The sequence below is a fragment of the Aquicella siphonis genome (genome assembly GCF_902459485.1).
GTDB lineage: Bacteria > Pseudomonadota > Gammaproteobacteria > DSM-16500 > DSM-16500 > Aquicella > Aquicella siphonis.
Window position 1 is genome coordinate 780613 of sequence record NZ_LR699119.1, and the last position, 23935, is coordinate 804547.

Sequence of the window (23935 nt, forward strand, 5' to 3'; positions counted from 1 at the left end):
CACCCGCGGTCAGGCCCGAATGTATTTCAACATTCGGGCTTGTTGCGTATTAATTCTCGTATCGTTTGAAAAACTCCAGTTGTTCTTTCAAAACAAACGGCGCGGCTTGCACGTGGTCTAGCACATCGCTGACATGTTTGATGTATACCATGTCGCTTTTACTCTTTAATTGTTGATAGGCAATTTCAGCGCCATGATAAGGCACATTATGATCGCCTTTGGTGCCAACCAGCAGCAGGGGAGACGTGGATTTAAAATCATAATGATTGAAGTTGCTGATGAGGTTTTTAATATTTGGATCAGATCCATTGATCATGGAATCTAAAAATGCTTCCTGAAGCATATGACGCGGATCAGAAGGCAGTGCCTGAAGTATTTCCGATCCTTCATGGAGTCCATCGAATAAAAGCGGAACCAGCGTGTTATACGGTGCCTTAAAGATGACATCAAGCCCATTCCAGTAATGGAAGTAAGTTTGCATGGAATAAAAGAAATACGCCAGATAAAGCGATGCGCGCGGGCCCGGCTGCTGTGTGATGAAGCGCAGTGTTTCATTCCAGTCATAAGGGGCTGAACCGGGTGCTGCCGCTGTCACAGGAAGCTCTTTGTGATTTTTCAACAGAGCCTCATAGGTCACCATGGTGGTAAAGCCGCCTTCGGAATATCCCGCCAAAAACAGTTTGTCGTTAATTGGATAATGCAAGACAGCCGCTAATTCTTTTGCTGCGATCAGCATGTCAATGCTGCTGCTGGCCAGGGTTTCCGAATGTACATAAGGGTGAAGAGGCAAATCGCTATCTCCCAGGCCAAGATAATCCGGCATGACCAGCATGTAGCCGCCGCTGCTGGCAAAAACAGCAGGATAAATATAATTGGTTGCCTTGTTGCTGGATGGGGCGTCGCTGCGCGCCACTCTGGTGCCGTGGTGAAAACTGACAATGGAAACCTTGTTCATGGGCAACGCTGGCATGGCAACCAAGCCGGAGGCTCTTGCCGTCATTCCATTCGGTGCAGGAGTTTTGTATTGAATTTTGTATAAATCAAGAGTGTATACAGGCTCCAGCGTATCAAGCGGCGGCATTTTTTGCAAAGCCAGCCTGGCAGTGTCCGTGGTAAATTCGCCTATATATGTATAGTTCACCAGCCTGCTATGTTGCGCGAATACTGCTGAAACGCTAAGAAAGGTGAGCAAGCAGAAACAGCTGATCATAATTTGCCTTACGGGAAGTGGCAGCTTCATGTGATTACATTCCTTGTATTCTAAGAACGTGTGATGATTGCATATTTAATGGGGATTATCAACGCAGCAAGATACCCAGCTTGATTATTCGTTTGAAACAGATAACCTTGGATCCTAGACAATACAAGAGGAAGCAGCACATGAAACCAGGCAACCGATACCTGTCAGACGGGACATTGAATCCACTGGATATTTTGCTGTCAGACCTGGGATTTAAGCCTTATTTCGATGGTATCCTGTCACTTTCAGGGTCTGATCCCATTCTTAAATCGCCGCATTACCTAGGCGAGGCCGTCAGTTATGTGCTGGCGCTGGATGCGGTTGGCGCGGCATCAATCTGGAAATACCGTACAGGAAAGAAAAACAATATCAGCCTGAGTATTTATGATGCGATCCATTACTTGCATCCAACACATTTTATCTGGCAATCAGGATATAAAATTGATCTGGGAGCGGAGTCAGTCCCCACAAATGGACTATTTCGATGTGCTGATGGGCGCATGATCATGATTGAATCCGGTCCGCCATATAGAAAACTGGAAACAGGGTATTTAAATTTTTTTAATTGCGGCAACAACAGAAACGCTCTTGGCAAAGTGATTGCTGAATGGGACGCGCTGAAACTTGAAAATGCATTGGCTGATTTGGGATTGCCGGGGTGTATCGCATATACAAGAAATGAGTGGCTTGATCATGAGCAGGGTAAAATACTGGCGCGAACACCTGTCGTGGAAATTGAAAAAATAGCGTCAGGCCATCCTGTTGATTTCTCGCATGAGTCCATGTCGCCGCTTTCGGGTATCAAGGTATTGGATTTTACTCATGTGTTGGCAGGGCCGAGAAGTACCAGAACGCTGGCGGAGTTTGGCGCACATGTTTTGCATATCAGTTCGCCTTATCATAGAGATACGCTTGCTCAAAACTTTGCTGTTGATCATGGAAAACGATCGGCTTATCTCGACTTGACCAATTCAAAAGACCTGGAAAAGATGCGCGAGTTATTATCGCAAGCGGATGTATTTGCTAACTCTTACCGCCCTTCCGTGGTTGAACGATTCGGGCTGACTGCCGCAGAAGCGGCAAAAATGACAAAAAACGGGATTATCTATCTATCGGTCAATGCCTACGGCCATGAAGGGCCGTGGCAAAAACGTCCCGGGTTTGATCAGAATGGCCAGGTGGCATCAGGTTTTGCTGTTAGAGAAGGAACGCTGAAAAATCCAAAATTTTCCCCGGTATTTTACTTGACCGATCTGATTACAGCTTATTTTGCGGCAGCGGGTATGATGTCCGCTCTGTTGAGACGAGCGGTAGAAGGCGGAAGCTATCATGTCAAGGTTTCTCTGGCCAGAAGTGCCATGTGGGTGCAGGAACTTGGCGTCATAGATCATGAAGCGCTAGGACATGCGCCTGAACAAGATAATTATCCCTATAAATTAATTGTGGAAGATACACCTTACGGAAAGCTGTCACATTTGTCTTCAGCGATCACATTTTCAGATATGCCGGATATTAAATTATTTCCTGTATCGCCATTCGGTGCGCACGAGCCCAGATGGTGATAACATTATTGTGATAGTTGAGCATGACATGTCTTGAAACAGGAACCATACTCATGACTATTCCCCAATGGACATTGCTTGGTTTTGCCGTTTGGACTTTACTGGTTCTTATATCCACCATAGGAATCACGCGCTGGTATTTGATTTTATGTGGTCAAAACCAGCCTAGAGAATTTCGCGCTGATGAGCCGCATGGCAGTCCCCGCTATCGCCGCGCCATGCGGGCGCATGTTAATTGCGTGGAAAACCTGCCTGTGTATGGCTCCATAATATTCATCATTACTTTGTTGAAACTGGATAATGCGTTACTTGATGTCCTGGCAGTCACTTTTATGACCGCGAGAATCTGTCAGACCATTACCCATGTGGCTTTTACCGATACAAACCGCATGGTCTTGATCAGATTTGCGTTCTTCTTTACTCAGTTGATTATCATGTTCTGGATGGCTGTATGGGCAGTTTGTGTTGCGAGCGCTTGAGGAAATCATTCAGGCTTTTCCAGATGCAGGGTATACGCAATACTGTTTCCAAAGCGGGATTTTTCCCGAAATCCTATGGTTTTTGCCAGGTCAAGAACGGTTTTTCGGCGCTGGAAATGCGGATCGAAAATAATTTCAGTGACCGAGAGTATCCCGCCCGGTTTGAGTGCATGGAATATTTCCTTTAGTGCTGCCAAGCGGTTGGGAATTTCTCCCAAAACAGTCACTAATACCGCCCGGTCAAATCTGTTTATATCGAGTTTTCCTTCGCCAAGTCCGGCATGCAGGTATTGAATATTGCTGATGCCGGCATTTTTTGCTTTTTGCTGCACTCGTTGCAGCATGCCGGTTTGAATATCCATGGCGACGACTTCTTTCACAAGCCTGGAGGCGGGAATGCTGATTCTGCCAGGTCCGCAGCCTGCATCCAGAAGTGTCATGTCCGGCTTCAAATTCAAGCATTCAATAATGACAGCGGCGCGATTCACTTTGGTGAAGGGATTGTCCATTTCAACCATCCAGCTTAACCATGTTGGGCAAGGAAGCGCGTGACGACGGGACAGCAAACGCCAGATGATGGAAGTAAATATTACCAGAGCGATGACAACCGCAAGAATTTTTAACATGGCCACATCTCAAATTAACGGATTTTCAAGCATTGTCGAGACATGAGGGAAGGCAATGACATGCACTTCCATCATGACAGCCTTTGGTTATTTGAATCCTTTGGCCAATTCCACAAATTGTTCCAAATCACACACCGTACCGCCGCAAGCCGGAATAGGGACGGGTGAGCCATTATATGTGATTTTTACCGTATAATGATTTGGGCCGCTTGCGTAAAGCGAGAAATTAAGATTGGATGCATAAGGCGGTGACGTGTTTAAAGGCGCGCCCATATAACTGAGAGCACTGGCAATCGTGGTGTCATGCGCAGATAATAAAACATATTTTAGTCTGGAAGTTTCCTGGCTGCCTTTTTGAAGATAATTCGCGATGTTCGTCATAAGTTGTGTGCTATACACGGCTGCTACCTGCGGCGGTCGTTCTGCTGCCGCAAAGACCCAGTCGCTGGCGTTGATAATGGTTTCAATATCCCTGGCGCTTAACCCTGGGGGCATCGGAGCCTTATGGACTTGATGAATATATAAAGTGTCACCGACCATTATCAGGTCATTCAGGGACTTGATGTTGACGCCGGTCAGCCGGCTCCATGTCGCGAATTTGGGCTGCAGTTCATTATTTTTTTGCTGCCATTCCCTGGTTGAGTATACATAACGCTGCATTAATTTGGTGCGTTCACTATTGTCTATGTTTTTTATAATGACATCGTCATATTGAGAAGGTGCGGAAAAAACGGGGATGGGCTGAAAGGCGTGGGGAAGGGCCGGTTTCGCCGGTTCCGAGGTATCAGGCCCGGTTCCGGGAGGATAAAGGCCCATCAAGAGCGATTCCGCGCTCATCAAGGTGCGGTCGTAATTTGTGGAGCGGACATACAAGGTGCCCGCCGCATAATGTTCAGGCAAAAGGTGTGTCTGTTCTACATATCTTTTGCGAAACCTAACACCCATTTCATATTCCTGCCGCATGCCTTCGGCGGTTAATTGACCCAGGCCTTCCTTCCATTGGAAGTTAACTGCGGGCAGCAATCCTATCGGTGTTCTGTCGCCGTGGCGGATGATATCAACCGCAAAAACAAGCCTGTCAGCCGCGAACAAGAGGGAAGGGGTACACAGCAAAAATACGAGAGCCAATCGTAACTTGTTGTTCATATGTTAGAATCCTTCATGAATAAATAAATTGTTGTCCGTCTTCATTTCAGAGGGTGAGCCGCCTGCTTTTATAATCCATCTTCAAGCGATAAGCAATTATTCGATTTTTATGTTGATTGACATTATATAGCTGCTGATTAACAATTAATTCTTCATGATAAGGATATCGGGTATGAATCATATTATCGTCGGCAAAGAAAATTCTGTTGATATCACAATTTATTACAAGGATTGGGGCGCGGGACAGCCTGTTGTTTTCAGTCATGGCTGGCCATTGACAGCAGATGCCTGGGAGGATCAAATGCTTTTTCTGGCTTCCCATGGATACCGTTGCATTGCGCATGACCGCCGTGGTCATGGACGTTCTAGTCAGCCCTGGACCGGGAATAACATGGATACTTATGCTGACGATCTGGCCATGCTTGTCAAGACACTGGAACTGAGGAATGTCGTTCACGTCGGCCATTCCACAGGCGGCGGCGAAGTGGCTAGATATATTGGCCGTCACGGCACGAAAAATATGGCTAAAGCGGTTTTGATTGGCGCCGTACCTCCTCTCATGCTGAAAACCAGCGCTAATCCTGGCGGCCTGCCTATCGAGATTTTTGATGGTATCCGCGCCAACACGCTTGCTGATCGTTCACAATTTTTCAAGGATCTGGCTGTGCCATTCTATGGCGCTAACAGACCCGATTCCAAAGTATCTCAAGGCTTGAAAGATTCATTCTGGCTGCAAGGCATGCAAGGCGGTTTCAAAGGCTTGTTTGACTGCATCAAGGCGTTTTCTGAAACCGATTTTACTGAAGACCTTAAAAAGTTCGATATTCCTACTCTCGTCATGCATGGTGATGATGATCAAATCGTGCCAATAAGCGCTTCGGCAATGCTGACATCAAAGATAATTAAGGATGCTGTTCTGAAAGTCTATCCGGGCGCCTCGCATGGCTTGTGTGCTACACACAAAAATCAGGTAAATAACGATTTGCTGGCATTTATCAAGGGATAGCCGGTGCGGTGTCAGTCTTCCTATGAAGGCAGCAGCCATTTTGCCTGGTTGATACCTGTGTGCGCCATGGGCATATATGAAAACATTCGTGTTGATTGCACTGTTGCTGATTATTCTGCCATGCCAATATTACTGGTATATGGCAAGAAAAACCCTGGATGTCTCCCTCAGAAAAATGGACAATGACCTGGCGGGCAGGCAAGATCTGGTTTGTTTGATTGCCATATTGCTTGGTTATCTGGGTATTTATCTGTTTCCATATAAAATGACTTTGGCGGCTTATCTGTTGGCGGGCACAGGCATAGGAATTTATATTGAAATCGACTACGTGAAATTTTTGCGGAAAAATAAATTCAACAGTCAGTATTCAAAAAAGGCTGTTCTGTTTTCCGCGCTCACCTGTTTCGCAACTCTTACACTGGGTATGGCGTTAATGTTATAAGCCGCTCACTTTATATACAGGATTACCGCTTGGCTGCAATGGTGATAAAGCGCTCGGTTTTGTTGTCAGAAAATCTTGATCCGTCAATCCCACATTGCCTGATAACCTTAAAACCATTTCTTGTCAATATTTCCCTGAGCTGCTTCGCGGTGTAAATCTGCAAAGTCTGGGAGTGGGTCGATTTCGCTGGTTTACCGTGATTTGTCCAGGTTATGGAAGTTGTATAAGAAGCAAGAATACCGTGCTGGTTTATCGTGCTATACTGGATTTCACGCATGCGGGTTTTGCCGGTATGCTTTAGCCAGTCTATCGTGAGAGTGGTAATGCGGTCGTTTTTGATCAGATAATTCAGATTGAAAATGTCGAACAGGTATATGCCGCCACGTTTCAGGTTCCTGTGAATATTACGCAGTGCTTTCTCAAAATCATGCTTGGTAAGATGTCCTATGGCGTTGAAAATCGTAATGACAGCATCAAATTCGCCGGCATAAGTAGTGCGCATGTCGCCTTTAATAAGCTGAATATCCATTTTTCTTTTCCTGGCCTTGTACCGGGCAATTTTTAACATGTTCGCGTTGATGTCGCATCCCGTAACATCAAAGCCGCGGTTAGCAAGCCAGAAAAGCTGCGATCCGGTGCCGCAGGCAAGGTCGAGGACGGTTTTGGATTGATAAGATTTAAGCGATTTTTCCAGAAATCGATTGATTGCCCGGGAATTCGATTCATTGAATTCATCATAATATTTCGCTTCCTGATCGTAGTGAGAGGGTTTGGCGCTGGTGTGGGATGTCATTGTTTTTAAATTACCTGTTAAATGTTGATAGGAATAGCTTAAGTTTTTGGGGTAACGTGCTCTGAATCATCTTCGTCATCATTCCTTTTCTTTATATCGGGTTTGACCGTGCCGGGCGGATCTGTCATGGAGCTGGTTGATGTATTGCCTGCGCGCGTCTCATCAGAAAGTTTTGTCTGCTCGTGCATGGCTTGAAAGGATACTCCGCCTGACGCATGCAAAAGGCTTAAAACAGCTTGTGTGGAATCATGCTCATGCGGATGTAGAGACAAGGTTGCTGCTGATGTGATGGCGCTGGCAAAATTTTCCATGGAATGGCTGGCAAAACTTGAATCACAATAATAGTTAAATATTGTAGATAAACTTTTCCACTTTTCCAAGATGCCTGATAAATATTGCGAATCAGCGTGATGTTTGCTGCTCATTAATAACTGTCGCCAGCTGATCGCTCGATTGTCATGGTCCTGATCAGCTTGAAGCATCTTTAAATCCATGGCGCGGACAGCGGAAAATATTTCACGAATTTGCGCAGGCAGAGTAAATAAAAATGACATCCAGGTTTCGCTGGGATCATCAGTTTTAGTGCCAGGGTGTGCGGATTTCATGAGGGACGAAATAGCCCTGGTGATTTGTCTGGGGACAATGTTCTCAATTTTTTCAAGGAGATCGTCAATTGACAGCCGGCGCGAATTTAATATTTCCAGCTCAAGCGTATTGGCAACATACTTGTCATCAACAGCCATTTTCTGAATTTCAGTGCTTTCGCTGGATTCCTTGGCGTTGATAAATTCAATGTATGTTTGTATGTGGTCGGCCTGATAACTTCTGCATAAACCCAGATAGTACAAATCACGAAATCCCTCCTCACCAGGTTCGGCTGTCATATGTCCAGTTCGCAGCGACAGTCCGTTTTCCAGCCTGATGGCATTTTCACAGAGTTTACCTCCTTCAATGGTCCAGTATTCTTCCGCTTCCTGGCCGTATGATCCAAAACTTTTTTCAACCGGATATAACATTTCCATCATGAAGTCATCGTTTTTTCTGATGCTTTCAAAGAATGGGCGCACATTGTCTCTTGAGCTGCCTTCCAGGTTATGAATCGCATGAATGAGTTCATGAGCTAACAATATGAAAGCCGGCCCTGTATCTGTCAGTCCCTTGCCTGTCGAGGCATAGGCTTCGACCGCAACCGCGGAATCCGATTTAAGATAGTCAGCCTTGACCATAACCAGGTTTCTTTTGGATCCTTCCGATCTGGAAATGGATTTTTTAATAATGGATTGATAATCTCGTCCGCTCGGCTCGACTTGAGAGGTATCTGACAGGTTGGCGACGCCTCCACTGGTTTTCCCGCAGGTAAAGCTTTCGCTGGCCACAAATGAAATTTCGGCGTTTTTGCTTTCAAGTAAGTAGTTAAGTTTGACTATCAAACGCTGTCCGGCAGGCCTTGCCGCAATTTGCATTAATAGCGAGTTGATATACGAAGTTTCATCATGATTGAGTTTGTTATTGCGATGAACTTTTTCCAATAATCGATAAAAATTTTCCTTTACAATCTCTGATTGAGGGTATTCTTTTAGGCTGGATATAACATATTTATCGGATACTTCCGCTTTGGAGGGATCAGCAATATAAATGCCGCGTATGGCAATTAACTTGTTTGTCAAATCCATTTGTTCATATTGCAAATCCCTTACGGTGCGTTTTATGGCAATAATATCCTTGAATAATGCAATTTGATCTTCCTTAGACATCTTCGGATGGTATGCAGTATACAGGTTTTCTATTGATTGATAGGCACGGTGTTGAATGTCGTCCAGCGACGCCATTAATATGATAACATCGGCGCCGCTCTGCTTTAATGAATTGAAAGTCTGTATGTCAGCCTGTAATCGAGTTGTAGTCATCATTGTGCGTTTCGTCTGTTAAGTCTATAACTAAGTATAATTGATGCACGAAATGACTTCCTCCGTTTCGATTTTGCAATATGCCGTATTATATCAGTAACTTGTGCCTCGCAGGCCGGTGTCTTTGTAACCGGCTGTCTCTGTGAAAAAAACATGCGCTTATTCTTAATAGAAGGTTAATTGAATGTAAATGTCAGGTTTTCATTTGCTGAATGCAGCTACAGCCGAGAGTGGCGAAATATCAATTTAATTTACTATATAATATGAACTTTTCATCAGAAGTTAAATGGAACAAATGTTTTTGACCATGATGCTTCCTGCGATCCGCCAAAAACGTTGTTAACATTGTCTTAAGTTGAAATCCCTACACTGCAGTCAATTAATAAATTATATCGCCTTGCAGGAGAGTTGCATGAGTAAAAAAAATATCAACCTGGGGATCATTGATCCTTCAAATTTGACAGATGATCTGCAGAACAAAGTATTATCTCGATTTCTTGAGAATGGTAAAACAGTTGGTTTGTTCAGTGCATATCAAACATTTCATATCAAGCATAATCATGGAATCTATCGGTTCCAATTGGCCTATTCCATTTTGCACCGCAAGCGTGCCACGAAACCCGGCGAAGACAGATATGAAATAATCGATGATGGTGGACAGATTGGTGCGGGAGCAATCGGAAAAGTCATGCGCATTGTCGGAACTCTTGCTCCTGATGATTCAGGGCGTTTGGTGTTTAACAATAAGATTAGGCGTGTGGTTAAGATCCAGGCCATAAACAAAAGCAATACACTGGAATTGATTCTGAATGAAGCTATGTATACACAGCGGACCAATCATATGCACATGAAAGACCCTGTGATTCTGGCCGACAGGGTATTAAACGTCATGCATTTTTTGCCCGGCGAATTACTTGTTGACGTGATGGCGGCTGATCTTGATGGCACTGCTCCCTTGACGTTGAAGCAGCGTCTGGATTGGAGTATTGAGTTGTTGCGAATGCTGCAAGAGCAAGTACATAATCATGGGATTATTCACCGTGATGTTAAGCCGGAAAATATTTTAATCTGCAAGGATTCAAATCTGATCCATATCTTTGACTTTGGGCTTAGCAAGTTCAAATATGAACGGAATATTCATGAGGCGGTCGGTTCGCCGTTATATGCTCCTCGTGAACAGGTCAGGAATAAGTTCACTGATGAAAAATCAGATGTGTATACCATGGGAAAAACCATTGCAATCTTGTGGCGCTTGCTTGCTGATTCGATAGGCGTTCAGGATATTCAGCAGATATTCAAGCTGGCAGACAAAGATACCAACTTTGATAAAACTGATTTCCATAATCTTCCTGGTCTCAATAGCCGTATGCGGAAATCCATTTTTAGAGTTATTACGCACATGACACTAGCAAGGCGAGAGCGGCGCATTTCCGTGGAGGCGGCATTGAAAGCATTTGAAGAAATACGTCTCCAGTTCAGGCTGAGCCAGATGCACGCCCAACATATACGCGGTTTTGACAAAAGTCTTTCCAGGTCGCATAAGGCAGGACTGGCCGCGAGAAAGCTGTATGCAAAAATGCTTCAAGATGACGCGCCTTTGCAGGATATTTATAACATGATATGCGGTCATTTGAGCAAGCTTTCAAATGATGAATGCGCTATCAGGGAATTTACTGACACACTGGCTGTAAGATCATTATATTGCATGCGGACAAAAGAAGAGATTGTAGACACTCTAGGTCGTATAATGTATGAGTTTGAATATAATAAACAAAGACTGTTTGAATTGTCAGGCCGCATCAGTGTATTAATCAAATCGGGCGTTCTGGTGCAAAAAAAACTGGATGAGTTGAACGGCCGTGTTTGCCATGTGCTGGGTAAGGCAAGCAAACTGTCTGGCGGTTTTGATGCCTTTTCACTCTTTTGTATCAAAATGAACGACGCTTACTATCAATATCTTGCCGCGTTTAATATTATTCAGTTTGAAACAGGTTATCCAGTCGGGAATTCATGCGGACCTGCTTCATCTTCATCCTCAGGCCCGGTGCCAATGATACCTCCATTAAGCTGTTCTTCGACATTCTTTTCAAACGCATTCTGCGAAAAGCTTGATTCTAATCCGCCGTCAACCGCTGGACAGGCAAATTCTGTCTCGCGGATATCCGGAATGACCGCCAATCCGGATTCACCACCCATATCAATCAACCCTGATGCAAGCCATGCTGCCCCATCCCACTCATCATCGGATATGCTGGTTGGGCGCATGTCTGCTCATTAAAGGTTATCCAAAATGAAGGCGCAGTAAACAACGTTACTATTGTGGGTTTATTTCATCATGGCTGCATACATATTATGAGCGGCGTATCTGGAGAAGCAACATGGAAACTGATAGAGGGGATGCCTGTTGCTCTGATATTGTTAATAATGTGATCACCCGGCTGCAGCATGAGAATGCTCTCGCTTATGCCGTGCTCAATCACGATCTGACTATATGCGCTTTACAGACGTACATTGGGATACTGGTCAAGGCAGGTGTGATATGGTTCCCAATATCATTTGACTGTCCATTTAATTAAATATATTTTACTTGCCTGATATCACCATCAACAATTCAGAGGAATTGATCATATGGCATTCAGGCATACTTACGCTTTGCAAATCAAGACGGCAGGTCAATTATCGATTGATTTCACAAGCAGGGGAGATTATTACCTTTCTGATTCCAGGGAAAAATCGCTGACTGGTCTTTCCGCTCTGCATGCATTACTGGTTTGCCATTGCGGTCTTAAGGAAAAGGAAGATTTTGAAGTGGTTTCCAAGGACAAGGCCAATCCCAGTATAACTATTCACCGAAATGCAAATATTGTCATTGCATTGAATTTTCTGCTGGGTAATGTCGCAGCCCCTCTTTTTGAGCTTTATTCCTATTCTTATTCACCGCAAAATAACCCCAAACAGCAATGGCTGATTTATCTGGGAAAGACGATTGTTTCCTGTGTTGAAGACAAGAGTTTGATGCGCAAGGAATATGAGACAATTTATCCCGTCATGCGCGCCTATCTGGATAGTCAGTATGAGCTATTGAAAAAAGAGCCTGCTGTGACCATGCTGAAGACCGCTGCTGACGAAAATTACGGTGGAGATCTCCTTAAGCATCCCTTCTATCAGACGTTAAGTATTTTGATGGATGATTATGACACCAGGAAAGGCGCATATAAGAAAAAGGGGTTTTTTGAAAAAATAGGCGAGACAAAGCCGGATAAATCGCCCTGTGAAGCCGTTTACAAAAAATTTATAGACTTTATTCCGTCGTGCTTTTGTGATGTAACACAGGTATCAGCTTATTCGGCTGAAAAAGTCTTGAGTGCCGACAAGCTCAGGCAGTCAAGGCAGTTGGCCGAGGCGCAGGAAACAAAAAGTGCTTCATCAAATCCGCTGCTAGCGGTCATAAAATAAGTCTTATCGGCCGACACCAGGCAGACTCAATTAAAAGGAGTGTAAGCGCATGAAAAACAAATTAAAACGATTGTTGACAGTATCCTCTTGGGCCATGCTTTTATGTTCGCATGCGGCTATTTCGGCGCCGTCCGTGCTGTTTAAAGATATAAGCAATACTGGTCATTCATATAAAGCAGGAAAACCGCCTCAGGCCGTGAATGATGTCATTAGAGATATCCAGAGCAACAAGCCGGATTCATATAAGATCATTGTTTATAAAAATGAAAACCATTACCTCTTGTATACATTGTCTGGAAAAACCTGGGATGCTGAAAAAATCAGAGTGGATCTCGATGCATCCGGCAAGATGATCAGTCTGATTCCTCATTATCAGGGAGGGCTGAAGGAATTAACATCCAAGACCAATTCCAATCCTGTCGATGCAGACAAGCCGGGCGTTTGTCCGGATTCGAATATTCAATTTTTGGCTATCTCCGCCTACCCTGGCGTTGCGGCAGTCAATGAATCTATTGAAATTGTCTCGGAAGCGGCAAAAAAGAAATACAAAACCATGACCATTGTTGATGAAAACGCGGATGGACAAACTTATAAAAACTGGCTCTCGTGCCCTAATCTGAAAGGTGTTTATAGTGTTGGGCATGGCGCGCCTGATGAAATGATTGTTGGCAAAGGCGATGTGCTCAGTTATGGTTTTTTCAATCAACCGGAAATGATGAATAATTTCAAGAATACAACGGTGGTCATTAACGCGTGTGAGGTTTATAATTATCCTATTGGTACTAATATAATGTATGGCAATGCAATGCTCGCGTCAGACTTTTTACGCAATCCTGGCCCAAATACTTATGAATATATGGGTGGTCATACGGATTTGCTCATGTATTCGAGTGAAAAATCCAGCGCCTGTTTCATGGCGAAAGCGATAGAAGGCGCGAAAATGGATTATGATACACTAAAACAATGTATCTCTGATCAGGACATTCACTTCCAGAACTTTGGATTATCGAATCCGGGCAGGTATTTTGATCGTCCTGCTTCATAAAATATAAGTGATTGTCAGTGGTTTATCATCTATGCGCAAGAGGCGGAGTGTTGATTTCGCCTCGCTGCGTTAATGTTGTTTCAGTTCTAACCGGAGTAAGTCATGATATCTTTGCGCACGTTTATAATGTTTGGTCTTGTTTATTCATTATCATTTTCCGCCATGGCTTCAGAGCCGGAAAAAGTAGTCCATTTTACTTTTGATACCGGCAGCCAGAACTGGACGGGTGATTTTACAGACTATCCCAAGAATGAAGAACAGTTTTATGAACTGGCGTGGGGTTGGGAAAATCTTCCGGCTGCGCAAAACAGTGCTATCAATCAATCCGTGTTTGCCAAGGGAATTTATCTTTCAGGCAACAACCACAGCGATGACTTGTTCATGTTCGTCAAAGCGCCGATTACCGGTTTAAAGCCGGAGACCACTTACGCCGTCACTTTGTCGGTCACTTTTGCCAGTAATGTGCCGCCGGGATTATCAGGCATAGGCGGTTCACCGGGTGATTCTGTCGCTTTTAAGGTGGGTGCGGCGTCACAAGAACCTAAAAAAATCCTGAAAAAAAATGCTTATTTTCTCAATGTAGACAAGGGTAATCAGTTTCAGGGCGGCAAGAACGCGGTGGTGGTTGGAAAGCTGGCTAATCCTTTAGTTAACCCGGATAATGTGCAGTATATGCCGCAAACAGTTTCGAATTCTGGCAGCCCGCTCTCGGTGAAAAGTGACAAGACTGGCCAGATTTGGGTATTTGCAGGCACGGATTCTGGTTTTGAAGGCGCATCAAAATATTATATCGGCGAAGTAAAAGTTTCACTCCAGCAACAACCTGATTGAGTCAGTTCGCTTGATGAAAATCAAGCGAGCCATGGCTTTTCGAAATAAATCCGTCTAACGCGGGCGTGTCATGCTATGACATGGGATTTAATCCGTGACATGACTGATCAATTAATATACAATCAAGCCCTTGTCAGATACAATCTAATGTCATTCATATAAACTAATAATGACCAAGACGAGGTGTGAAGATGGAAAGCCGTAAAAAAGCAAATAATATCAATATCAAAAGCTCCACAGTAACAATCATTTCTGCAATCGCGAACAGTGAAAATTCGATATCTGTAGAAGTGAGAAAAAAGGGCGGCAGCCTGCAATTTACAGGAAATGATCAGTCCTGTGTTGTCAATTATCAAAGCAATAAACCCGCTGTCAAAACTGCTTTCCGCCCGGATGAATATGATACCCGTGTGGTTAAAGAGAGCAAATCCAAACGGCCATCCTTAAGCTCGGCGCTGGAAACAATGAACGAGATGGATCCTTGGGCTGACTGGTCTTTCGCTGAATCAGAAAGCGAAGAGCCGGATCAGATAAACCCATCAAGCAACGTTGGCAAGTTGATTTGAATCAGTAACTCTTTTACGTGGCTGGTGAACCTGGTATTTCCTCCAGGTTCAGAAAATAATGCATAAATCAATAAAACAAATGCCTAAGACGCCGCTCTTAAACACTTTTACCAAAAGTATTATTTATGGCGATGATTCTGGCTGTGGTTGACGTCGAAGCGGAATGGAGGCAATCACGATTGCTTAAGTCTCTTCGGATCAGGCTGGCTGGATCGCTTAACAGCGGGGGAGCAAACAAACCCATGACCGCGCCTATGGAAAAATGAGGCGAGCGGGCAATGGTTTGCATTCTAATCCTGTTTACAACCTCCTGATAAGTTTCATTGTCCCATTGTCCGGGCATATCACGTTCGAACTTTTTATTCAAATAATTATTTAATGAGATGAAAAAGGCGTTTTTCAGCGACGGGCTGATCTCTTCCACAGTCAGCTCGATAACAGCTTCACCATCGGCAGGATAATCCAGTGCGGCCGTGGTTTTATCGCACTCGCGGCATTCATAATGATAGGTTGGGTCGCAGAGTTCCCCCAATTCTGTTCCGGCTTGCTCAGGCGTAATCTTGATTCTGATTTTCATTTATGTGATTTCCTCATTTGTGTGATTGTCAATACCATTCATTCAAATGCCGTGTGTCATCTGGCCTGAGATAACAAATCATTCCTGTATGGAGCAATGCCCCGTGACCGAGGTGAGTATAAGCCGGGATAAATGGTGTCAGATGTCGCATTCGGACGTGGTGTGATATCATGGTTCAGTGGCATCTGTCAATGCAGAGATGTGATATTTTAACCGCATGTCTTTTGGCATTTACAGGGTATGCAAGCGCATATCCGAAAACGTACGGACATCATAGGGAAATGGATGAATGAACCTGACAATCATGGTCATTAGCTTCGTCAGTATTCTTCTTGTCATGGCGGGAGTGACATTATGGATAAGTCATTATTTACGAATTCCCTTTACGATTCTATTGGTTATATCGGGTTATCTGCTCTCTCATCTCGCCAAAATCGGCCCTGCGTTTGTTCAGCCTTTTGCTAATTACAAGATTGATCCGGATATCATATTGTATGCCTGTTTGCCAACGCTGATATTTGAGTCTGCGTTTACAATGGATGCGAAATTACTGCGCCGGGATATCGTGCCGGTTTTGACGCTTGCGATTCCCGGGTTGTTTCTTTCTACTGCGGTCATAGGAGCCATTATATGGCTGGTCACGCCCATTGATTTTTTGGTGGCGCTTTTGTTGGGGGCAATATTAAGCGCAACTGATCCTGTTGCGGTCATCGCGCTTTTCAAGCAATTGGGTGTTCCCAAGCGCCTGACCATTCTGGTGGAGGGCGAAAGCCTTTTAAATGATTCCACCGCCATTGTTACGGCCAAAACCATTTTATTTATTATGCTGGCAGGATCCCTGACTTCTGGAACGGTTGCGCATGGTCTCCAGCAATTCTGCGAAGAGTTTTTCGGTGGTATAGCGGTGGGATTTGTGATGGCTCTGGCTGCCGGTTATATGGTGGCATTAGCGGAAGAAGAAACGGTGATAGGATTGTCCCTGACAGTGATACTGGCTTATCTTTCATTTATTGTCGCAGACAAGATGTTTCATGTGAGCGGTGTTATGGCGACGATAACAGCCGGCATCATGATGGCAGGCTGGGGGCGGACAAAATTGTCAACCAACGCGGAAAAACAGCTGCGCCAACTGCTGGAATTCCTTTCCTATATAGCAAACGCGCTGATATTTTTGATGGTCGGTTTTACGATCAGTCTAGTGACTTTGGCTGATTCGTTCGGTATCTTATGCGTCACGATTCTGGCGATGCTGATCTCGCGCGCGTTGGTCATATTCGGGCTGATTCCTGTGATCGGAAAGCTCCCCAATGCGGAGCCTATTGATCTCCGCTATCAAACGATCATGTGGTGGGGAGGGTTACGAGGAGCGATCGCTCTGGCGATAGTATTGGGTTTGAGTCATCTCCCTGATCAGAAACTCCTGGAAGCGCTGGTGACGGGTTCCGTGTTATTTACCATACTCGCCCAAGGTCTTACTATCCATAGGTTGATCAAATGGATGAAACTGGACAGATTATTGTTGTTTGATCGCTTTGCCAAACTGGAAGCGGAGCTTTCAGCGGAGCAGGCGGCATTATCCAGAATACCAGAATTACACAAAGGCGGATTGTTTTCACTCAAGATCCTGCAAGCACTTCAAAGCAGGCATGAGGGCAGACTTGCGCTTCGTCGCAGAGAGCTTGACCATTTAAAAGAAAAGAAATTAACCAGCGGCGACGAGCGGCGATTGTTGTATCTTCGCTGTTTTTCCGTTGAAAAGAATCTGTATTATGAAATGTATGGCAAGGGCCATTTAAGCGAACAAGCTTATAGAAACCTGAGCCAGGATGTTGAGCTTGAAATGGATATGATGCGATACCATTCTGCTCTTCCTGAAAAGACGCCGGTAAGCATCATTAAAAAAATAACGCTATTATTTATCAAGGCACTGGAATCATTTCCGTTTTTCGACAGGTTGGCGGAGAAATTTCGTATCTCCCAGACCATTAATGACTATGAAGAAACGTGGGGATTGCATCAGGGTTGCGTGACAGTTCTCAATTATCTGCATGCGATAGAAAAAATCGAGTCTATTGATAAGGATGTCTTGAATGAAGTCCGCGCCTGCTTTTGCAAATGGCACGCGGTAACCACACGCTATCTGGATGAGATTGCCGAGCAATTTCCAGAATTCGTTAATGACATGCAGCGCCGCCTCGGATCGCGGCTGCTCTTGCATGCAAAGCTGGACAAGATTTCGGATGAGCTTAGACAGGGAGTGCTTCCTCCGGGTGTGTCCGACTCCATGATACAGAAATATGAACATAGAATCCGTTTATTGCGCAGGCGCCATCCTGAAAAATTAAAACTGGATCCACATGAACTGGTGCAGCGAGTGCCATTTTTACAATTGGTTCCGGCTGACGAAATTGACCAATTGATACGATTGTTTGAAGAGCGTCATGTTCCCTCAGGCATGATGATTATTCATGAGGGTGCGGTTGAGGATACGTTTTATCTTATCATGCGCGGCGTAGTCAGAGTCATGAAGCAAAAAGATAATGGAAATATGGAAATCGCCACATTAATTGCAGGGGATTTTTTTGGCGAAATGTCGCTTTTATATAATGTTAAGCGCACTGCCAGTTGCAAGACAGTTACTCCCTGTCTGTTTTATTTGCTTCATCGCCGTGGCTTTGATCAGTTAATACAACGATATCCCCAGATCAAAGAAGCTATTGATACAGAAGCGAAAAAGCGCGGTGAACATGCGAATTGAGATAAAATCAATGAATGACGCACAAGGAACTTTTTATGCTAAGACTGTTGGTCATCCTTATTCCATTCTTCATTTCCAGTTTGTGCCTGGCCAATCCTTTGCCGTTAAATTCGCTGCATTTGCCTGAAGGATTTAAAATCGAAATCTATGCTTATCCGGTAAAAGATGCCCGTGAAATGACTTTGGCGAGCAAGGGGATTGTGTTCGTCGGAACCCGGCAGGAAGGAAAGGTTTATGCCATTTTACCAGATAAAAAACAGCTGTACGGTACGAAAGTCGTTACCGTGGCTGAAAATTTAACGATGCCTAACGGAGTGGCATTTCATGAAGGGGCGTTGTACGTCGCTGAGCGTGACAGGATTTTAAAGTTCGTCAACATTGAGAGCCAGCTTGATCATGTGCCGCATCCACAGATTGTAATAAATCGTCTCCCGGACAAAGCAAATCATGGCTGGCGTTATATAGCTTTTGGACCGGACAAGAAGCTCTATATGGCCATTGGCGCGCCATGCAATGTCTGTCTCGAACAAGACCCTCGTTTTGCCAGTATTGTGCGCATGAATTCAGACGGAAAGGATTTTGAAGTCTACGCGCGTGGGATACGCAATTCTGTGGGATTTGACTGGGATCCCGTGTCAAAGGATTTGTGGTTTACCGATAATGGCAGAGACTGGATGGGAGACAATTTACCCTCGGATGAATTGAATCATGTTACACAGAAAGGCATGCATTTCGGTTTTCCTTACTATCATGGAAAAATTCCTGATCCTGATTATGCCGGCGACTCATTGTCTCTCCATTTCACCGGCCCGGTTTTGGAGTTGCCTGCCCATGTGGCGGCTCTGGGAATGGCATTTTATACAGGCAAGATGTTCCCGGACAGTTATAAAAACCAGATTTTTATCGCGGAGCACGGATCATGGAACCGCACGGAAAAAGCCGGATACCAAGTCATCGTTGTCAGCCTGTTAAAGGATAAGGTCGTTTCCGTGCGGCCATTTATTACAGGCTGGGAAAGCGAGGGCAAAGTATGGGGGCGTCCGGTGGATTTGTTAGTCATGCCGGATGGCGCTTTGCTGGTTTCTGATGATCACGCAGGTGTGATTTATAGAGTCTCATATGTAAAATAATTTACCAGAGCAATTTATGAACTTTCCGCCGTTAATATCCATTGTCAGAGCTATGTTGTGTGTTCGTTGTTGAAAAATTAATGAGAAAGTTACTTAATAATTGCCTGTAAAGTATCGCTATTAGAGACATTGAGCGTATAGTTATTAAGGTGATTTATCATTTAAAACAAGCGCATTTTCTTCAAGGAGGAACTTATGTCATCTGAGCTGTCAATGCGTCGAGGCTTCATTAAAAAAGCTGCTATTATCGCTGGCGGCGCATTAATCATTAGCCCGCTTGCATTTGCAAAATCTCTTTTAAACTCAGAAGAGAAAGAGGAAGAGGTTTCTCCTAATGAAGATTTAATGCGGGAACACGGAGTATTACGCCGCATCATTCTTATTTATCGAGAGGCGGTTCATCGTGTTCGGGAGAAACAGGACTTGGACCCTGCTCTGATCACAAAATCTGCCAATCTTATTCGACATTTTATTGAAGACTATCACGAAAAACTGGAAGAAAATTTCTTATTTCCTCGTTTTGAAAAAGCAGGCCAATTAACGGATCTTGTTACTGCACTGAAAAACCAACATCGAACAGGAAGGAAATTGACAAACCATATTATGGAAATAGCCGCATCTAAAAACTTCAAATCTCATGGTAAGGATTTTGTTAATATTATCTCTCAATTTATTTGCATGTACGAACCTCATGCCGCACGAGAAGACACAGTGCTTTTCCCTGCCTTACAAAAAATAGTTCCGGAAAGCGAGTATAAGGAAATGGGCGAAAAATTTGAAAATGAAGAACATAAATTATTTGGGAAAAGTGGCTTTAATGGGATCGTTTCGCAAGTTGCAGATATAGAAAAGGCATTGAATATTTATGAGCTGTCGAAATTTACACCCGCTTAATTTATTTAAGACCATCGATTCGTTAATAACTTATGGTTTATTAATGCTCATTGGACTAATGACTCGATTAGCCACCATCTCCCTTGTCATTATTTTTGAGGCGGCGGTCAATGGTCTTTTGGTGCGTGGATTTGTCGCCGATCTGACATGACTACTACAAAATAATAAGGGAAACGATGAGTAACAAACCACAGCATAACAGATTAATACGCGAATTAGGCATATTTGGCGCTACAATGATGGGGTTGGGCTCTATTGTGGGCACCGGTATATTTGTCAGTATTGGTATCGCTGCGGGCAACGCAGGGCCATCCGTCATTCTCGCTATTATATTGGCTGCCATCATTGCTGCGTGCAATGCGCTTTCTAGTGCTCAATTAGCTGCTAGTCACGCATTGAGCGGCGGTACGTATGAATATGGGTACAAATATTTGCATCCGTCGCTTGGTTTTACAGCGGGCTGGATGTTCTTATGCGCAAAGACCGCGTCTGCTGCTACTGCTGCGCTTGGATTTGCCGGTTATCTTATTCATTTATTTAATATGGGTCCTATTCCAATTGTTCCCATAGCGACGGCCATCTCTATCCTATTCACTATTTTAGTGTTAAGTGGCCTCAAACAAGCCAATTGGACAAACATTGTGATTGTTTCTGTGACCATAACCGCGCTCATATTATTTGTCCTTTTGGGATTGGCAGACGTCTCTGTGGCTAATCTACAACCATTTTCCCCTTTTTCTGAAAATGGACCAGGCGGTTTCTTCTATGCAACTGCATTGATGTTTGTGGCTTACACAGGCTATGGCCGTGTCGCCACACTGGGCGAAGAAGTAAAGAATCCAAAGACGTTTATTCCGCGTGCCATTATTGCCACACTCATTGTTAGCACAATTCTTTATGTGGCTGTTGGCCTGGTTGCGGTGGGCACTGTTGGCGCAGGTAACCTTGCGCAAGAAGCGCATGCTCAAGCAACGCCGCTTGAAATCGCTGCTCGTGCAATAGGAACACCCGGGCTTGGAGCGATTGTTGCTATCGGAGCATGCACTTCGATGTTAGGTGTTTTGTTAAATCTGATTCTTGGTCTTTCACGTGTCGCATTGGCAATGGGTAGGAAAGGTGATTTACCGCCTATTTTTGCTCATGTATCTGATAGGAAACGTTCTCCATCTGCTGCGGTCATTGGCGTTGGTGCCGCGATTACTGGACTTGTTTTAACGGGCAGTGTTGAAACCACATGGGCGTTTAGTGCTTTTACAGTACTTATCTATTACTCTATCACCAACCTTGCCGCTTTGTATTTACCAAAGCAGGATCGTCTTTATCATCCTGTTTTTGCAATAAGCGGATTAATCGCGTGTCTATTTTTGGTCTTTTGGGTTCCTGCAAAGATTTGGACTATCGGACTGGGATTAATCATAATCGGTTTTTTTTGGCATTTGATTGCTAATCGTTTATGGCATCATGGATAAGTGAATTTCTATTTTTTCTTAACATATATAAAGTGTGCGATCAGAAAGGCTTACAGCAGCGCTCGGAATAAAAACTGGTATGGAACCGTCAGAAACATTTTGGTAATGATTTTATATAAATAATAATGTCTGTTTCCTGAATGTGTCATGAATTCTTTTTTCCTTGATCTTTATTAATGGATTCCATCAGGGTGATCTGAAGCTTTGCATGCAACTTAACGAACCAGGGCCAGACAATAGCGATTAATATTCCGGCAAGAATAAGAATAAGGAATAATAATTCCAGCGGCGGCAATATGCTGGCGCTCAAAAGGGAAATTAAAAGCATCATGGTGGAAATGAATATCATTGGGATGACGCCGGATATGATTTTTCTGATTTTATACGTCATGTGACTGCCGGCGCGATCCTTGGTGCCCAGTTCGGCCAATATCATGCTAAGCGCGATTATTTTTCGGTAGGCGGCAATTAAAAATGGCAGTGAAATGATTAAAGCGGATGCCCAGATCATCGATTGCTGCAAATGATGATTGGTTATCCTGATGATCGTGTTGCCCAGTTCCGTATTGGCTATATAAGTGCCGGAAAGAAAAATGGCAATGACAATGAATATATTGATAATCACTTGAACAAGGCTGCGGTTAATCGTTTTTTCTAACATTAGCTGGTCTTCCGAGGGACGGATATTTTGCAGCCAGTTTGTGTAAATTTTAAATGTTGCGGCGATTTTTTGGGGTATCAGGCCGGCCATCAGGCGCGTAAACGGATCGGAGTATTTGATCAGAAAAGGTGTAGTCAACGTTGTGATGATGGAGACGCATACCGCAATTGAATACAGGAAATTGCCTGTCACATTTAATGTAATTCCCAGGGAAGCGATAATAAATGAAAATTCGCCAATTTGCGCCAGCCCCATGCCTGCGCGCATGGCAGTCCTGCCGCTGTGCCCTGTGATGAGAACGCCCAGGCTGCAACTCATTACCTTGCCTATAATCACGACCATCGTAATGACGACAATCGGAATAAAATATTCTGCCAATACTCCGGGATCAAACAACAGTCCGACAGAGACAAAAAAAATGGCGCTGAACATGTCCCGGATGGGATTGATCAAATGTTCAATTCTGGTGATCTGGTTTGATTCGGCAATAATAGCGCCGATGATAAACGCGCCCAATGCCACGCTGTAATTGAATTCAACCACCAGCAGGCAAAAGCCGAAACATAATCCCAGCACCGTAATCAACAGCACTTCATCATTTTTAAATTTGGCAATGTAAGAAAGCAAGCGAGGAATAAACAAGATCCCTGCAATCAGCGAAACGGTTAAAAATGAGGACAGCTTGGCGGCGGTAATGGCGGCGTCCTTGAACTGCAGCGTGCCGGAGGTGGCTATGCTGGACAGCAGGGCCAGGATAAGAATGGCGAATATATCTTCTATAATGAGAATTCCGAAAATGATCTGTGAGAAACTTTCGTTCTTCATTTTCAGCTCGGTCAGGGCTTTCACAATGATAGTGGTGGAGGATATTGATAAAACGGCACCAAGGAATATGGCGTTTATCCGGGTCCAGCCAAGCAGCAAACCAATTTCATAACCCAGCCAAACCATGAAGATAATTTCCGAACCGGCGGCAATAATAGCGGTTTTTCCGACCTTACCCAGCTTGCGGAAGTTAAACTCCAGCCCTAATGAAAACATTAGAAAAATAACGCCTAACTCAGCCAGGGTCTTGATGGTGGCTTCGTCTGTAATCAGAGAAAATGGAGGGGTGTGCGAGCCAATAATCACGCCGGCGATGATATAGCCTAATACGATAGGCTGCCTGAGCTGATGACACAATAGAATGACAAACCCGGCTATCAACATGATGATAGCCAAATCCTGTATAAATATCATGGCGGGAGTATGCATTAAAATCCTTTCCAATTTTATCAAGCCTGGCAACAGAGACGAATCACTGGCAATGAAATCATGTGGTTTGTCCTTTGGGGCATTTCTGGATCT

At 44.3% G+C, this 23935-nt stretch carries 20 protein-coding genes; 13 read left to right on the plus strand and 7 right to left on the minus strand.

Annotated features, from left to right (window positions below):
* Nucleotides 1-49: 49 nt before the first annotated feature.
* A complete protein-coding gene (locus AQULUS_RS03720) occupies nt 50-1240 on the minus strand; it encodes an alpha/beta hydrolase family protein (RefSeq protein ID WP_148338762.1) in 1191 nt (396 codons plus the stop codon).
* Between the two features lie 140 nt (nt 1241-1380).
* On the opposite strand from AQULUS_RS03720, the gene AQULUS_RS03725 reads away from it, so the two are divergent.
* Together AQULUS_RS03725 and AQULUS_RS03730 are read left to right on the plus strand one after the other, a co-directional pair.
* Nucleotides 1381-2802, plus strand: coding sequence for a CoA transferase (locus AQULUS_RS03725; protein WP_148338763.1), 1422 nt, complete (start codon nt 1381-1383; stop codon nt 2800-2802).
* 53 nt (nt 2803-2855) lie between these two features.
* Nucleotides 2856-3281, plus strand: coding sequence for an MAPEG family protein (locus tag AQULUS_RS03730; RefSeq protein ID WP_148338764.1), 426 nt, complete (start codon nt 2856-2858; stop codon nt 3279-3281).
* Between the two features lie 5 nt (nt 3282-3286).
* Here the strand turns inward: AQULUS_RS03730 and AQULUS_RS03735 are convergent, their stop codons facing one another.
* Together AQULUS_RS03735 and AQULUS_RS03740 are read right to left on the minus strand one after the other, a co-directional pair.
* Nucleotides 3287-3907 carry a class I SAM-dependent methyltransferase gene (locus AQULUS_RS03735; RefSeq protein WP_148338765.1) on the minus strand — a complete coding sequence of 207 codons (621 nt, stop codon included), beginning with the start codon at nt 3905-3907 and terminating at the stop codon, nt 3287-3289.
* Nucleotides 3908-3994: 87 nt separating this feature from the next.
* Nucleotides 3995-5053 (minus strand): histidine phosphatase family protein, encoded by a 1059-nt coding sequence (locus AQULUS_RS03740; RefSeq protein WP_148338766.1) that lies wholly within the window; start codon nt 5051-5053, stop codon nt 3995-3997.
* 172 nt (nt 5054-5225) lie between these two features.
* Here AQULUS_RS03740 and AQULUS_RS03745 point away from each other — a divergent pair, with 172 nt between their 5' ends.
* A complete protein-coding gene (locus tag AQULUS_RS03745; RefSeq protein WP_148338767.1) occupies nt 5226-6059 on the plus strand; it encodes an alpha/beta fold hydrolase in 834 nt (277 codons plus the stop codon).
* Nucleotides 6060-6135: 76 nt separating this feature from the next.
* Complete coding sequence (locus tag AQULUS_RS03750) at nt 6136-6501, plus strand: hypothetical protein (protein WP_148338768.1); 366 nt, start codon at nt 6136-6138, stop codon at nt 6499-6501.
* A 22-nt stretch (nt 6502-6523) separates the two neighbouring features.
* On the opposite strand, the gene AQULUS_RS03755 is transcribed toward AQULUS_RS03750, so the two are convergent.
* Both AQULUS_RS03755 and AQULUS_RS03760 read right to left on the minus strand, forming a co-directional pair.
* Entirely contained in the window at nt 6524-7294 is a 771-nt protein-coding gene (locus AQULUS_RS03755) for a class I SAM-dependent methyltransferase (RefSeq protein WP_148338769.1), read from the minus strand.
* A 38-nt stretch (nt 7295-7332) separates the two neighbouring features.
* Nucleotides 7333-9204: a type III secretion system effector protein gene (locus tag AQULUS_RS03760; RefSeq protein ID WP_148338770.1), complete on the minus strand. Its 1872-nt coding sequence runs from the start codon at nt 9202-9204 to the stop codon at nt 7333-7335.
* Nucleotides 9205-9613: 409 nt separating this feature from the next.
* On the opposite strand from AQULUS_RS03760, the gene AQULUS_RS03765 reads away from it, so the two are divergent.
* The 5 genes from AQULUS_RS03765 to AQULUS_RS03785 all read left to right on the plus strand — a co-directional run bounded on the left by AQULUS_RS03765 (nt 9614) and on the right by AQULUS_RS03785 (nt 15099).
* Complete coding sequence (locus tag AQULUS_RS03765; RefSeq protein WP_148338771.1) at nt 9614-11479, plus strand: protein kinase domain-containing protein; 1866 nt, start codon at nt 9614-9616, stop codon at nt 11477-11479.
* 350 nt (nt 11480-11829) lie between these two features.
* The gene (locus tag AQULUS_RS03770) at nt 11830-12657 is read left to right on the plus strand and encodes a hypothetical protein (RefSeq protein ID WP_148338772.1); all 828 of its coding nucleotides are present in this window, start codon (nt 11830-11832) and stop codon (nt 12655-12657) included.
* Between the two features lie 49 nt (nt 12658-12706).
* Entirely contained in the window at nt 12707-13702 is a 996-nt protein-coding gene (locus tag AQULUS_RS03775; protein ID WP_148338773.1) for a hypothetical protein, read from the plus strand.
* A gap of 102 nt (nt 13703-13804) precedes the next feature.
* Complete coding sequence (locus AQULUS_RS03780; RefSeq protein WP_148338774.1) at nt 13805-14533, plus strand: PEP-CTERM sorting domain-containing protein; 729 nt, start codon at nt 13805-13807, stop codon at nt 14531-14533.
* Between the two features lie 191 nt (nt 14534-14724).
* The gene (locus AQULUS_RS03785) at nt 14725-15099 is read left to right on the plus strand and encodes a hypothetical protein (RefSeq protein WP_148338775.1); all 375 of its coding nucleotides are present in this window, start codon (nt 14725-14727) and stop codon (nt 15097-15099) included.
* A 97-nt stretch (nt 15100-15196) separates the two neighbouring features.
* Here the strand turns inward: AQULUS_RS03785 and AQULUS_RS03790 are convergent, their stop codons facing one another.
* Complete coding sequence (locus tag AQULUS_RS03790; protein WP_148338776.1) at nt 15197-15676, minus strand: hypothetical protein; 480 nt, start codon at nt 15674-15676, stop codon at nt 15197-15199.
* Between the two features lie 289 nt (nt 15677-15965).
* Between AQULUS_RS03790 and AQULUS_RS03795 the strand changes: the two genes are divergently transcribed.
* The 4 genes from AQULUS_RS03795 (at nt 15966) to AQULUS_RS03810 (ending at nt 21927) form a co-directional block, all read left to right on the plus strand.
* On the plus strand, nt 15966-18434 hold the full coding sequence (locus tag AQULUS_RS03795; protein ID WP_148338777.1) for a cation:proton antiporter: 2469 nt from the start codon (nt 15966-15968) through the stop codon (nt 18432-18434).
* A 35-nt stretch (nt 18435-18469) separates the two neighbouring features.
* Entirely contained in the window at nt 18470-19564 is a 1095-nt protein-coding gene (locus AQULUS_RS03800; RefSeq protein WP_197737286.1) for a PQQ-dependent sugar dehydrogenase, read from the plus strand.
* A gap of 195 nt (nt 19565-19759) precedes the next feature.
* Nucleotides 19760-20458: a hemerythrin domain-containing protein gene (locus tag AQULUS_RS03805; protein WP_148338779.1), complete on the plus strand. Its 699-nt coding sequence runs from the start codon at nt 19760-19762 to the stop codon at nt 20456-20458.
* A gap of 176 nt (nt 20459-20634) precedes the next feature.
* Entirely contained in the window at nt 20635-21927 is a 1293-nt protein-coding gene (locus AQULUS_RS03810; RefSeq protein ID WP_148338780.1) for an APC family permease, read from the plus strand.
* A gap of 145 nt (nt 21928-22072) precedes the next feature.
* Here AQULUS_RS03810 and AQULUS_RS03815 read toward each other — a convergent pair whose 3' ends face one another.
* On the minus strand, nt 22073-23842 hold the full coding sequence (locus AQULUS_RS03815) for a cation:proton antiporter (RefSeq protein WP_148338781.1): 1770 nt from the start codon (nt 23840-23842) through the stop codon (nt 22073-22075).
* Nucleotides 23843-23935: the final 93 nt, after the last annotated feature.